At 72.4% G+C, this 12,317-nt stretch carries 13 protein-coding genes; 3 read left to right on the top strand and 10 right to left on the bottom strand.

What is annotated here, in order from left to right:
• Window positions 1–9: 9 nt before the first annotated feature.
• Window positions 10–840, bottom strand: coding sequence for a patatin-like phospholipase family protein (locus FHS44_RS36055; RefSeq protein ID WP_184723864.1), 831 nt, complete (start codon window positions 838–840; stop codon window positions 10–12).
• A gap of 106 nt (window positions 841–946) precedes the next feature.
• Here FHS44_RS36055 and FHS44_RS36060 point away from each other — a divergent pair, with 106 nt between their 5' ends.
• A complete protein-coding gene (locus tag FHS44_RS36060; RefSeq protein ID WP_184723866.1) occupies window positions 947–2,263 on the top strand; it encodes an FAD-dependent oxidoreductase in 1,317 nt (438 codons plus the stop codon).
• Between the two features lie 3 nt (window positions 2,264–2,266).
• Here the strand turns inward: FHS44_RS36060 and FHS44_RS36065 are convergent, their stop codons facing one another.
• From FHS44_RS36065 to FHS44_RS36095, 7 genes are read right to left on the bottom strand one after another with little or no spacing between them, the layout of a single operon-like run.
• Window positions 2,267–3,226 (bottom strand): quinone oxidoreductase family protein, encoded by a 960-nt coding sequence (locus FHS44_RS36065; protein WP_184723869.1) that lies wholly within the window; start codon window positions 3,224–3,226, stop codon window positions 2,267–2,269.
• A 55-nt stretch (window positions 3,227–3,281) separates the two neighbouring features.
• Window positions 3,282–5,036, bottom strand: a complete 1,755-nt coding sequence (locus FHS44_RS36070) for a serine/threonine-protein kinase (RefSeq protein ID WP_184724126.1) — start codon at window positions 5,034–5,036, stop codon at window positions 3,282–3,284.
• A gap of 19 nt (window positions 5,037–5,055) precedes the next feature.
• Entirely contained in the window at window positions 5,056–5,712 is a 657-nt protein-coding gene (locus tag FHS44_RS36075; RefSeq protein WP_184723872.1) for an HAD family hydrolase, read from the bottom strand.
• Window positions 5,702–6,745 (bottom strand): ABC transporter ATP-binding protein, encoded by a 1,044-nt coding sequence (locus FHS44_RS36080; protein WP_312863952.1) that lies wholly within the window; start codon window positions 6,743–6,745, stop codon window positions 5,702–5,704. Before FHS44_RS36080 ends, FHS44_RS36075 begins: the two co-directional genes overlap by 11 nt.
• The gene (locus tag FHS44_RS36085; RefSeq protein ID WP_184723875.1) at window positions 6,742–7,602 is read right to left on the bottom strand and encodes an ABC transporter permease; all 861 of its coding nucleotides are present in this window, start codon (window positions 7,600–7,602) and stop codon (window positions 6,742–6,744) included. Before FHS44_RS36085 ends, FHS44_RS36080 begins: the two co-directional genes overlap by 4 nt.
• Window positions 7,590–8,441 carry an ABC transporter permease gene (locus FHS44_RS36090; RefSeq protein ID WP_184723878.1) on the bottom strand — a complete coding sequence of 284 codons (852 nt, stop codon included), beginning with the start codon at window positions 8,439–8,441 and terminating at the stop codon, window positions 7,590–7,592. The genes FHS44_RS36085 and FHS44_RS36090 overlap by 13 nt, the downstream gene beginning before the upstream one ends.
• 3 nt (window positions 8,442–8,444) lie before the next feature.
• Complete coding sequence (locus FHS44_RS36095; RefSeq protein WP_184723881.1) at window positions 8,445–9,632, bottom strand: ABC transporter substrate-binding protein; 1,188 nt, start codon at window positions 9,630–9,632, stop codon at window positions 8,445–8,447.
• Between the two features lie 206 nt (window positions 9,633–9,838).
• Here FHS44_RS36095 and FHS44_RS36100 point away from each other — a divergent pair, with 206 nt between their 5' ends.
• Together FHS44_RS36100 and FHS44_RS36105 are read left to right on the top strand one after the other, a co-directional pair.
• Window positions 9,839–10,606 (top strand): GntR family transcriptional regulator, encoded by a 768-nt coding sequence (locus FHS44_RS36100; RefSeq protein WP_312863953.1) that lies wholly within the window; start codon window positions 9,839–9,841, stop codon window positions 10,604–10,606.
• A gap of 69 nt (window positions 10,607–10,675) precedes the next feature.
• The gene (locus FHS44_RS36105) at window positions 10,676–10,942 is read left to right on the top strand and encodes a DUF6504 family protein (protein ID WP_184723887.1); all 267 of its coding nucleotides are present in this window, start codon (window positions 10,676–10,678) and stop codon (window positions 10,940–10,942) included.
• On the opposite strand, the gene FHS44_RS36110 is transcribed toward FHS44_RS36105, so the two are convergent.
• On the bottom strand, window positions 10,882–11,595 hold the full coding sequence (locus FHS44_RS36110; protein WP_184723890.1) for a DUF4328 domain-containing protein: 714 nt from the start codon (window positions 11,593–11,595) through the stop codon (window positions 10,882–10,884). The genes FHS44_RS36105 and FHS44_RS36110 overlap by 61 nt on opposite strands.
• Before the next feature lie 67 nt (window positions 11,596–11,662).
• Window positions 11,663–12,316 (bottom strand): response regulator, encoded by a 654-nt coding sequence (locus FHS44_RS36115; protein WP_184723893.1) that lies wholly within the window; start codon window positions 12,314–12,316, stop codon window positions 11,663–11,665.
• Between the last annotated feature and the right edge of the window lies 1 nt (window position 12,317).

Raw genomic sequence — 12,317 nt, forward strand, 5'->3', positions numbered from 1 at the left:
TTCCAGTGGCTAGTGGGCCAGCTCGGCGAGATAGCGGGAGGAGGCGTCATAGGCCCGCCGGATATATCCGGATATTTGAGATGAGTCCCGATACCGCAGCTGGGACAGGTCCACCCCCGGCCTGTTCTCCGAGCCCGAGGGCATGACGTGCACCTCGACCCCCTCCGGCAGGGCGGCCATCTCCTCGGCGAAGCGGTGCCTGCGGGCGATCTCGAAGGCGATCAGGCCGACCTCCCAGGGGCGACGTGGAACGGTCAGCGGGCGTTCGATCCGGCCCACGTGCAGGACGTAGACGCGGCGGGCACCCAGGGCGACCGCCCGGCCGACCGGGATGCTGTGCACCAGGCCGCCGTCGAGGAAGTGGTCGTCGCCGACGCGGATCGGCGGCAGCAGGCCGGGCACCGCGCACGAGGCCAGGACCGCCTCGACCAGCGGCCCCTCGGTGAACCAGTGGGCGCGGGCGTGCTCGACGGAGGCGGCGACGCACTGGAACGGCACCGCCAGCTCCTCGATGCGGGAGACGGGCAGCGTCCTGGCCAGCAGCTCCCGCAGCGGTTCGGGGGAGTGCAGGTGGGTGCCGCTCTTGGCCAGCGTGGACAGCCGGGTGACCCACGACCCGGCGAAGGCCGTACGGACCACCTCCGAGCGCCACAGCGAGGTGAGGTGCCTGACCGCGTCGCCGGGGTGCGCGGCGAGCACCACGCCGTTCAGCGCCCCGACGGAGGTGCCGACGACCACGTCCGGCTTGACGCCCGCCTCGTCGAGCGCGCGCAGCATGCCCACCTCGTGGGCGCCGAGCACGCCCCCGCCACCGAGCACGAAGGCGGTGTCCACGTCCATGACTTCACGATAGACGGCCAGAGCCCGGCCGTTTCCCGTCGTCAAGTCTCGATCTTCGGTGATCTTTCCGGCAGATTCGGATGAGTCGGTACGGCAACGGGAGGCGATGATGATCCGTAGGGCGGGGAAACACGCGGTCGTGCTGGGGGCGGGGGTGGGCGGACTGCTCACCGCGCGGGCGCTGACCGACTTCTACGACGGGGTGACGCTCGTCGAGCGGGACGACCTGTCCGGGGAGGGCCGGGAGCCGCGCAGGGGTGTGCCGCAGGGCTTCCACGCCCACGCCCTGCTGCCGAGGGGCCTGCGGATCATCGAGGAGCTGTTCCCCGGCGTCACGGAGGAGATGGTCGCCGACGGGGCGGTGCCGTACGAGATGATCGTGCAGCTTCGGATGATCATGGGAGGGCACGAGTTCGCGCGGACGCCGACGGGGGAGCGGGGTATCTCGGCGACCCGGCCCTTCCTCGAACGGCACCTGCTGCGCAGGGCGCGGGAGCTGCCGACGGTGACCGTGCGGGACCGCAACCAGGTCACCGGGCTTATGACGGACGTGGCGCGGGTCGCCGGGGCGCGGATCGCCGCCGCAGGACGGGCAGGGGATGAGGAGGAACTGCCCGCCGACCTCGTCGTGGACGCCATGGGCAGGGGAGGGCGGACGCTCGCCTGGCTGGAGACGATGGGGTTCGACCGTCCCGCCGAGGAGGTCGTCAAGGTCGAGGTGTCCTACGCGACGTGGTACCTGCGCATTCCCGAGGGGGCGCTGGAGGAGCGGATGGTCCTCGTCGGCACCTACCCCGGCCAGCCGAAGGGGGCGGCGCTGTGTCAGGTCGAGGGGGACCGGTGGCTGGTGACGCTCGGCGGCAACGCGGGCGCGCGCCCGCCCGCCGACGCCGAGGAGTTCTTCGCCTGGGTCGAGGAGGTGGTGCCCGCCGACGTGGCCGAGGCGGTGCGCGCCGCCGAGCCGCTCGGCGAGATCGGGGTGGCGAGGATCCCGGCGAGCGTACGGCGTCGCTACGAGCGGCTGACGCGCTTCCCCGAGGGGCTGCTGGTCGCCGGGGACGCCCTGTGCAACTTCAACCCGATCTACGGGCAGGGGATGGCGGTCGCCGCCCTTGAGGCGCTCGCGATGCGTGAGTGCCTCAGGGACGGCACCGAGGGCCTGGCCCGCCGCTACTTCACCGCGGCGGCCAGGGCCCTCGACCCCGCCTGGCAGCTCTCGACGGGCGCCGACCAGGCCATGCGCGAGGCGGGGGCGGCCAGGAGCCGGCAGGCCAGGCTCATGGGCGCCTACATCCGCAGACTGCAACGGGCCGCCGCCCACGACGCCGAAGCCGCCGTCGCCTTCACCCGCGTCACCGGCCTCCTCGACCCCCCATCCGCCCTCATGCGCCCCTCCGTCCTGTGGCGCGCGCTGCGCGGCTGAGCGTCAGGGAATCAGGAGAAGCTTTCCTGTGGTACGGCGGGCCTCCAGGTCCTGGTGGGCCTGGGCGGCCTCGGACAGGGGGTAGCGGGCGGAGATGTGGACCCTGAGGTCGCCCGAGGCCACCCAGCCGAAGATGTCGGAGGCGCGCCAGGCCAGTTCGTCGCGGGTGGCGATGTAGGGGCCCATGCTGGGGCGGGTCAGGAACAGGGAGCCGCCCCTGGCCAGGACCTGCGGATCGACGGGCGGGACCGGGCCGCTGGCCTGGCCGTACAGGGCCATCATGCCGCGCGGGCGCAGTGAGGCGAGGCTCGCGTCGAAGGTGGCGGCGCCGACGCCGTCGTAGACGACGTGCACGCCGGAGCCGGTCAGGTCGCGCACCGCGTCGGCGAAGCCGTCGTAGCGCAGCACGTCGTCCGCGCCCGCCTGGCGGGCCAGGATCTCCTTCTCCTCGGTGGAGACCGTGCCGATCACCCGGGCGCCGCGCAGCTTCGCGATCTGGACGAGCAGCAGGCCGACGCCCCCGGCCGCCGCGTGCACCAGCACGTCGTCGCCGGGCTTCACCTCGTAGGTCGAGTGGGCCAGGTAGTGGGCGGTCAGCCCCTGCAGGGTCACCGCCGCGGCCTGCTCGGCGTCGATCCCGTCGGGTACGGCCAGCAGCTGTGAGGCGGGCACCACGGCCTTCTCCGCGTAGCTGCCCATCACCCCGGCCCAGGCCACGGTGTCGCCGACGGACAGGCCAGTCACGTCCTCGCCGACGGCGGCGACGGTTCCGGCGCCCTCGTTGCCGAGGACGAAGGGCAGCGAGAGCGGGTAGCGGCCGAGACGGTGGTAGACGTCGATGAAGTTCACCCCGCTGGCGGCGACGTCGACCAGCACCTCACCGGGGTTCGGCTCCGGGTCCGGATGGTCGGTGTAGGTGAGGACCTCGGGACCGCCGGTCGCGGAGACGACTATGGCGCGCATGGTGCTGGCTCCTTCGCTCGTTGGATGGTTCCGATCGTCCCCAACCCCGCGAAGGTCACTCGCTGTTCCCGCCCGAGGGCTTCGGAGAGGTCACGCCGCGCATGGTGAAGTTGTCGAAGGACGCCCTGAGCGTCGCGCTGCTCTTCTCGCCGACCCTGGCGAGCACGCCGACCTGGCCGCTGGGCAGCGGGTTGGCGTCCAGGACGCTCCCGACCTGCCTGCCGTCGACCCACATGGTCAGCCGGACGCCGTCGGGGCCGCCCGCGCACTCGGCCTGGATGCGCACCGGGCCCTTCTCGGGGAGATCGACGGGGACCGCCTTGATCAACTCGCCGCCGCCGCTCCTGACGGCCTTGCGGATGCGGGCCGTGCCGAGGGTGTCGACCAGGAACTCGTAGCGGGTCGCCTCGTAGCTCTCCTCACCACGGCAGAACAGGCCGTACTCGCCCTGTCCCTCGCTGCCCGCGCGGGGCCCGGCGTCGACGCCGAGCAGGAAGCGGTCGGGGATGACCGGGGTAGGGCTGGCCATGGGGTCGGGGGTCGTGGGCGGGGCGGTCAGGAAGCCGATCGGCGCCTTCTGCCGTCCCACGGGGTAGCCGCCGTCCACGTCGACGGCGTAGAAGCCGTCGGGCGAGTAGCCGTACCTGTCGTCGACGCCGTCGTAGACGCCGCCGCTCCAGCCGTTGCCGCTCTGGGTGAAGTCCTCCTGGTAGAGCAGGGGGAGGCTCTCCGGGGGCCCGCCCGAGGACAGGGTGAGGAACAGGGCTGCTCCTCCTGCCACCACGGCCAGGGCGGTGACCGCGCCGATCACGACGGTCCTGGTGGTACGGCGCGGCCTGGGGGCGGGGGTGCCCGGAGGGACGGTCGTCCCGAGCGGCTGGTTCGCGCCCCACACTGCCGTCCCGCCCGCCGCGGTGAGTCCCGGCGCCGCCGGGTCGCGCTGCCAGGCGGCCTGGACGGAGTCGGCGGCCTGCTCGTGTGGGGCGGCGCGGCCAACAAGGCTGTCGAGGATCTGCTGGGAGGTCGGCCTGTGCCGGGGGTCCTTGGCGATGGCGTGGATCACCAGTTCGCGCAGCGGTCCTTCGAGGCCGTCGAGGGTGGGCTCGGTGTTGAGCACCTGGTAGAGCACCGACGGCAGGCTCTCCCCGCCGAAGGGCGCCCTGCCGCTGGCGGCGAAGGCGAGCAGGCAGCCCCAAGAGAAGACGTCGCAGGCCGCGGAGAGCGGTTCGCCGCGCAGTGCCTCGGGAGCCATGTAGCGGGGGGTGCCGAGGATCTCGCCGGTCCCGGTGATGCCGCCGAGGGTGTCGAGCGCGCGGGCGATGCCGAAGTCGATCACCCGGGGGCCGACGGGGGAGAGCAGCACGTTGGAGGGCTTGAGGTCGCGGTGCACCACCCCGGCGGCGTGGATGGCGGCCAGCGCGGTCGCCACGCCGACGGCGAGCGAGTCGAGGCTGGAGCCGCGCAGCGGCCCCCCGTTCTGCACGGCCTCCTCAAGGTTGGGGCCGGGGACGTACTCGGTGACGACGTAGAGCTGGTCGCCGTCGAGCGCGGTCTCGATCACGGCGGCCGTGCAGAATCTGCGCACCCGCTGGGCGGCGTCGGCCTCGCGGCGGAAACGCATCCTGAACTGGTCGTGGCGGCTGTACTCGGGGTTGATGACTTTGATGGCGACACGCTGACCGTCGGGTGCCTCACCGAGGTAGACGGTGCCCATCCCCCCTCTGCCGAGCTGGCCCAGCACCCTGTATTGCCCTATTTGGAAGGAATCACCCGCATTCACATCGTTCACGGCCACACCTAACCACCACATCCGCCATTGCACGAACGGCTCAGCCTACCGAGATCTCTCCCGACACCAGCCTCCGGAGCATCGTGACGTCGATCTTTTCCAGGCTGTTCACGGAGAGCACGCCGTACGGCACGGCACGTTCCCGGGAAACGTACACCGCCCTGCATCCCGCGGTCAGGGCCGAGGTCAGGCCGACGGGGCTGTCCTCGACGGCCACGCACAGGGCGGGATCGACGCCGAGCAGGGTGGCGGCCAGCAGGTAGGGATCGGGCGCGGGTTTGCCCCTGACGACGTCCTCGGCGGCGACGACCAGGCGGAAGCGCTCCGCCCCGACCACGCCGAGCACCGGCTCGACGACGCGCCGGGAGGAGGCGGTGACCAGGGCGGTCGGCACCCCGGCCGAGGCCAGGCCGTCCAGCAGTGCGAGCGCGCCGGGCAGCGGCGTCACCCCGTGGGCGACCAGGCGGGCGAACCCCTCGGTGAGCCGTTCGCTGATCCACCCGAGGGAGACGCCGGGCCGCCGCAGGTGGGCCGCGGTGTGCTCGGCGGGACGGCCGTGCACGTGGTCGGGATCTACCTCGCCGGGCCGCAGGCCGAGTTCGGCCGCGACCTCGGCGCACGCCTGCCGCCACAGCCCCTCGGTGTCCACGACGGTGCCGTCCATGTCGAACAGGACGGCCCTCAGCTCAGGATTCACCGGCGCGCCCGGCCACGAGGACGGGGCGCCGCACGAGGCCGACGCCGACCCGGGTGCCGGGCGCGAGCCGTACGGTGTCGTGGCCTGGCACGTCGCTGAGCACCTCAAGATCGCCGAGCCGTACCCGAAGCCGGGCCGAGGAGCCGCGGAAGGACGAGGTGACGACGAGTCCCTCCCCGTCGGGGTCGGGGGTCAGGAGCACCGCCTCGGGGCGGGCCAGCACGTCGACCTCGGGCGTGGCGGGCAGCGGCCCCTCGACGGGCAGTGTCATGCCGAGGACAGTGACCTCCCCCGAGGACAGACGGCCGGGCAGGTGGTTCATGGTGCCGACGAACTCGGCCACGAACGGCGTCGCGGGCCGGTCGTAGACCTCGGCGGGCGGGGCGCACTGTTCGAGCCGTCCCTCACGCATCACCGCGACCCGGTCGGCGACCGAGAGCGCCTCCTCCTGGTCGTGGGTCACGAAGACGGTGGTGATGCCCAGGTCGAGCTGCAGGCGCCGGATCTCCTCGCGCAGCGTGAGCCGTACCTTGGCGTCGAGCGCGGACAGCGGCTCGTCCAGCAGGAGCACCCGGGGTTCGGGTGCCAGCGCCCTGGCCAGCGCGACGCGCTGCTGCTGGCCGCCCGACAGCTCGTGCGGGTAGCGCTCGCCGTGGGTGGGGAGCCCGACCAGTTCGAGCAGCTCGGCCGCCCTGGCGTGCCGTCTCGCCGCGGGCACCTTGCGGACCCGCAGGCCGAAGGCCACGTTGTCGCGGACGTTCAGGTTGGGGAACAGGCTGTAGGACTGGAAGACCATGCCCGTGTCCCTGCGGTTGGCGGGCCTGCGGGTGACGTCCTCGCCGTCGACGACCACGGCCCCCTCGTCGGGGTGTTCGAAGCCCGCCACGCAGCGCAGCGCCGTGGTCTTGCCGCAGCCGGAGGGGCCGAGCAGGGCCATCAGCTCGCCGGGCCGTACGGTCAGGTCGAGGCCGTCCAGGGCGACCGTGCGGCCGAACATCCTGCGCAGCCCGCGGAACTCGACACCGGCGGTCACGACGACCTCCTCCTTCCTGCGCCCGCGCCGGACAGGGCGAGCGAGAGCAACCAGATGATCAACAGGCTCAGCAGCGAGACGGCGACGGACAGCTGTCCCTCGGAGCCCGCGACCGTCACGATCCAGACGGGGAAGGTCCGGTAGCCGAGCAGCGCCGCGACCGTGTACTCCCCGAGCACCAGCGCCAGGGTGAGGAACGCGGCCCCGGTGATGGCCGAACGCAGGTTGGGGACGAGCACCCGCAGCAGCACGTACGGCCACGAGGCGCCGAGGCCGCGGGCCGCCTCCACGAGGGTGCGCACGTCGATCGCCCGCAGCCCCGCGTCCAGCGAGCGGTAGACGAACGGCAGCGCCAGCACCACGTAGGCCAGCACCAGCACCAGGGGGAACCGCTCGTCCTGGATCGCCATCAGCGTCCCCCAGAACGGCGTCGTCGCCAGCAGGTCGGGCCCGGACCGCAGCACCGTGCCGATCCCGGAGACGAACGTGATCGGCGGCACCACCAGCGGGAGCGTGCAGACCACCTCAAGGACGGGCCGCAACCTGGGCGCGCCGAGCCGTACGGCAAGCATCGCGGGCAGGGTGAGCCCGAGCGCCACCACGATCGTCGCGGCGGCCAGGCCGAGCGAGAGCAGCATGCTGGTCCCGAAGCCCTCCGCGGCCAGGATGCGCGGGTAGGGGGCCAGGGAGAAGCCCTGCCGCTCGTTGTGGACCGTGAACCAGAACGAGGTGGCCAGCGGGAGCAGGAAGTAGACCGCCGCGAGCCCCAGCGCCAGGCCGCGCCACACGCGCACCCGCCGCCTCCCGGCGGGGGCCAACTCCCTCGGGGCGTCGAGGACGGGGGTCACCGCAACCATCGGCTGCTCCTCCTCTGCAGCGGCAGGTGCACCGCCATGACCAGGCCCGCCACGACGACCATGTCGAGGCTGAGCGCGAGCGCGACGTTCTCGTGCCCGATGAGCACGTCGCCGGTGAGGGCGTCGGCGATCTGCAGGGTCACCAGGGGGACCGTGCTGCCGGTGATCGCCGCCGCGGTGGCGTAGGCGGCGAACGCCCCGCCGAACAGCAGCACGAAGCCGCCGAGCAGCGAGGGGGCGAGCACCGGGATGCCGACGTGCCGCCAGTACTGCCAGGCACCGGCCCCGCTGCTTTCGGCGGCCTCCCGCCACTGCGGCCGCAGGCCCTCAAGGGCGGGCGCGAGGACCAGCACCATCAGCGGCACCGAGAAGTACATGTAGACCAGGACCAACCCCCAGAAGCCGTACAGGCTCCAGCCCGACTCACCCAGCCCGAAGGCCGTGGTGACCACCCCCGAGTTGCCCAGGGTCGCCACCCACAGGAACGCCAGCGGCACCCCGCCGAAGTTGGCCAGCACCCCGGAGGCCGACAGCACCGCCCCGCGCAGCACCGCCGAGGAGGAGGTGACCACCGCCCGGGCGAGGAGGGCGCCGAGAAGCATGCCGAGCGCCGCGACGACCGCCGACAGGCGAACGCTGCCGAGCAGGGTCGTCAGGTAGTTGCCCCGCAGGCTCTCGGCCAGGTTTGCGGTGCCGAGGAAGGTCCGGCCGGTTCCCGGCTCCGTGACGGTGAAGGCGCCCAGCAGCAGCGCCACCGCCGGGATGCCGAACGCCAGCGCCACGAAGGCCAGCAGGGGCACCGCGGCGGGCCAGGCACGGGGGGTGGTTTCCGCTGCCATGGGTCAGCCGCCGACGGCGGCGCCCCAGCCGGTGGCCAGGACTTCCTTCGCCTTGGCGACCTGGGCGTCGGTCGGGAAGGTCGGCTCGCCCTCGACCGGAGGCAGGTTGGCCTCGGCCGCCTTGTCCACCGAGCCGTCGGCCTGCATCGCGGGCAGCAGCACCGGACGGGCGAAGCCGCCGAGGTAGAGGTTCTGGCCCTCGGCGCTGTAGAGGAACTCCTGCCACAGGCGGGCGGCGGCCGGGTGCGGGGCGTCCTTGTTGATGGCCTGGGCGTAGAGCTGGAAGTACTTGCCGTCGGAGGGGATGACGGTCTTCCAGTCGAGGCCCTTGTCCACGAGCTTGGGGGCGTAGGCGGCGTTGTTGTAGTCCCAGTCGATGCTGATCTGGGTCTCGCCCTTCTCGATGGTCGCCGGGGTGGTCTCGACGGGGTTGAAGTTGCCCGCGGCCTTGAGCTTCCTGAAGAAGTCCAGGCCGGGCTGGATGTCGTCGAAGGAGCCGCCGCCTGCCAGCGCCGCCGCGTAGACACCCGCGAACGCCGAACCCGACTTGGTGGGGTTGCCGTTCATCGCGACCTTGCCCTTGTACTCGGGCTTGAGCAGGTCGGCGAAGGACTCGGGGCACTTGGTGATCTTCTTGGCGTCACAGCCGATGGAGACGTAGCCGCCGTAGTCGTTGAACCACAGGCCGGTCGGCTCCTTCTGGTTGTCGGGGATCTTGTCCCACGTCTGCACCTTGTAGGGCGCGAACAGGCCTTCGGCGGCGCCGCTGATGGCGAAGGACTGGCCGACGTCGAGCACGTCGGGGGCGCGGTCCTGGCCCTTGCGGGTCTTCACCGCGTTGATCTCGTCGGCGCTCGCGGCGTCGGGGGTCTCGCTCTCGATCTCGATGCCGTACTTCGCGGTGAACGCCTCGATGATCTTGCCGTAGTTGGCCCAGTCGGGGGGCAGCGCGATGACGTGCAGCTTGCCCTCCTTCTTGGCGGCCTCGACGAGCTTGTCGAACCCGCCGAAGTCGGCCGCCGAGGTGGCGGTGGCCGCCGCGCCCGCCGCCGGGGCGTCTCCCGCGGCGCCGGGGGCCGCGCCTGAGGCGGTGCCCGACGGGGACGCGGTCGTCGGGGCCGCGCCGCACGCCGTGGCGCCCGCGATGAGGAGCGCGGCCAGGCCCGCGAGGCGGACGCGTGATGTGATCACGTTCTCTCCCAGAACAGAAATTCACGAACTTGTCCGAACAAGCTAGCTTTGGCGGGTCGGCTCCCGGTTGCCCCTCGATGAACGCTCGGAGTACGTCAGGGGAACGCATGAGCTGCCGCTTCACGAGTCATTCACGCTTGTCCAGACTGGTGAACGTGAGGCGCCCGGTGCGCGCAAGTGCTTACACGAGAAACGGACGGAGCCCGGTGGACACGACGAGTGGGGCGCGTTATGTGGGGATCGCGGCCGAGCTGAGAGAGGCGATCATGCGCGGCGAGTACGCCGTCGGCTCCCCGCTCCCCTCGGAGACGACGCTCGCCGCCCGCTTCGAGGTCTCGCGCGGCACCGTCCGCCAGGCCGTCGCCCTGCTCGCCGCGGAGGGCCTGGTCGGCTCCCGGCAGGGGGCCAGGCGCATCGTGGTCGGCCGCGAGCGCAGCCAGAGCTTCGCCGAGCTGAACAGCTTCGCGCAGTGGGCGCAGGCGATGGGCTACCGGGTCAGCGGCCAGGTGCTCGAACAGCGCCGCCGGGGCGCCGACGCGGCCGAGGCCGTACGGCTGGCACTCCAGCCGGGTGACCCGGTGCTCTCCGTGCTGCGGCTGCGCTCCCTCGAAGGTGAGCCGGTGATGCTGGAGCGCACCGTCTACGCGGGCTGGATCGCCCCGGCCGTCGAGCGGATCCCGCCCGACTGCGAGTCGATCACCCAGGCGCTCTACGAGGACGTCGGCCTGGTCTTCGCCTACGGCGAGCATCTCATCGACGCGGTCGCCGCCGGTGTCGAGGACTCCCGCCTCCTGGTCGTACGGCGCGGCAGCCCGCTGCTGCGCCAGCGCCGGGTCACCACGACCCACGAGGGCCGTCCCGTCGAGTGGTCCGACGACCGCTACCGCGCGGGCAGCGTGACGTTCAGCATCCGTAACTCGGTTGACGCCAACCCACTCGTGAGACAGATGGGGGACTTGCGCCTCATGACATAAGAACGTATGTTCGACGGGCCAGGCCCGTCTTCCCCCGGGCGCGAGAAGCGAACCGCGGGGAGAGGTGCCGTGAGCAGACTCTACGGTGATCCGATCGAGGTCTGGACCCGTGACGGCCAGCCGGTCCAGTTCGTCTGGCGCGACCGGCTCTACGCCGTCCGTCAGGTGCTCGACCGGTGGGTGGTCGCCCGTGAGTGGTGGAAGGTCTCCGAGGGCGACCCGGGGGAGCGCCGTTTCTGGCGGGTCGAGGCCGACCCCGGCGACGGGCGGGGCACCTACGAGTTGCGCTTCGACACCGCAGGCGAGGGCTGGCTGCTGATGCGGGCCTGGGACTGACCCCGGGCAGCGTCGAGCGCCCTGGTGAGGTCGTGTGGGGCGGCCGTCTGGACGGTGGTGATCTGCCGCACCGTCGCCGCGCACAGCAGCGCGGCGAGCGTGACGACCGCCAGGTCGGCGAGGCCGAGACCGGTCAGGTCGGAGTCGCCGTGCGGGGCGCCGAACGGCAGCCGCGCCACGGCGACGGCGAGCGTGGCCAGCCAGCTCAGCCACCAGGCGGCCAGCAGCGCGAGCCAGCGCGCGCGCCGGTCGGCGGGCGGGCGGGAGTCGCGCCACAGGCGGTGGACGAGCAGCGGCGGGACGACCAGGTTGACGCCGGGCACGAGCCAGGCCGCGAGCATGGGCAGCGCGGGCGTCCAGGAGCGCGTGACGCGCTGCCTCGCCTGGACCAGCCAGGTCAGATAGGCCGCGGCGCCCGCGAAGGCGGCGACCGCGACCAGCATGACCAGGATGGCGAAGACGGTAACCGCGCCGACGACGGCCTGCGCGCCGGGGGCGTGGGGGTCACCGCCGAGCGCCGAGATCTCCCCGGCGAGCCGCCTGCCCCGGACGTGCTCGAAGACCACCAGGGCGGCGACCGTGAGCACCTGGGCCGCGAGGGCCGCGTGGACGGCGGTGGCCGATCTCCTGGGCACCGGCGGGACGAAGCGCATATGTGTCTCCCCCGGGCACGCGCTGAAGGGACCTGACCTTCTTTTATCCCGTCAGCCACCCGGCTAATCAGCCCACGACGCCGGACTCCCAGGCCCAGGCCGCGACCTCCACCCGGTTGCGCGCGCCGAGCTTGGCCTGGATGCTCCCCAGGTGCGTCTTGACCGTGGAGAGCGAGACGAACAGCTCCGCGGCGATCTCCTGGTTGGTCCTTCCCCTGGCGACCAGGCGCACGACGTCGAACTCGCGCTCGGTGAGCGGCTCGCTCGGCGGCCTGCCTCCGCCGCCGTAGCGGGGACGCGCCAGGTGTTCGAGCAGCCGTACGGTCACCGAGGGCGAGACGAGCGCGTCCCCCGCGGCGGCGGCCCTGATCGCCTCGATGAGCAGGGTCGGCCCGCTGTCCTTGAGCAGGAACCCGGTCGCCCCGGCGCGCAGCGCGCCGTAGACGTACTCGTCCAGGTCGAAGGTGGTGACGATGACCACCCGCATCGGTTCCCTGACCCCGGGGCCCGCCAGGATCCTGGTGGCTTCGAGGCCGTCCAGCTTCGGCATGCGGATGTCGAGCAGGCACACGTCCGGCCTGAGCCTGCGCGCGTGCTCGACCGCCTCGGCGCCGTTGGCGGCGGTCGCCACGACCTCCATGTCCGGCTGGGCGTCCAGGATCATCTGGAAACCGGTCCGCACGAGCTGCTGGTCGTCGGCGATGAGTACCCGAATCGTCACC

The organism is Streptosporangium saharense (assembly GCF_014203715.1).
Classification (GTDB): Bacteria; Actinomycetota; Actinomycetes; order Streptosporangiales; family Streptosporangiaceae; genus Streptosporangium; species Streptosporangium saharense.

Coding starts and splice junctions, on each gene's coding strand:
- FHS44_RS36085 (WP_184723875.1), bottom strand. CDS start 7,602: ATGGTTGCGGTGACCCCCGTCCTCGACGCCCCGAGGGAGTTGGCCCCC.
- FHS44_RS36055 (WP_184723864.1), bottom strand. CDS start 840: ATGGACGTGGACACCGCCTTCGTGCTCGGTGGCGGGGGCGTGCTCGGC.
- FHS44_RS36110 (WP_184723890.1), bottom strand. CDS start 11,595: ATGCGCTTCGTCCCGCCGGTGCCCAGGAGATCGGCCACCGCCGTCCAC.
- FHS44_RS36060 (WP_184723866.1), top strand. CDS start 947: ATGATGATCCGTAGGGCGGGGAAACACGCGGTCGTGCTGGGGGCGGGG.
- FHS44_RS36070 (WP_184724126.1), bottom strand. CDS start 5,036: ATGTGGTGGTTAGGTGTGGCCGTGAACGATGTGAATGCGGGTGATTCC.
- FHS44_RS36090 (WP_184723878.1), bottom strand. CDS start 8,441: ATGGCAGCGGAAACCACCCCCCGTGCCTGGCCCGCCGCGGTGCCCCTG.
- FHS44_RS36065 (WP_184723869.1), bottom strand. CDS start 3,226: ATGCGCGCCATAGTCGTCTCCGCGACCGGCGGTCCCGAGGTCCTCACC.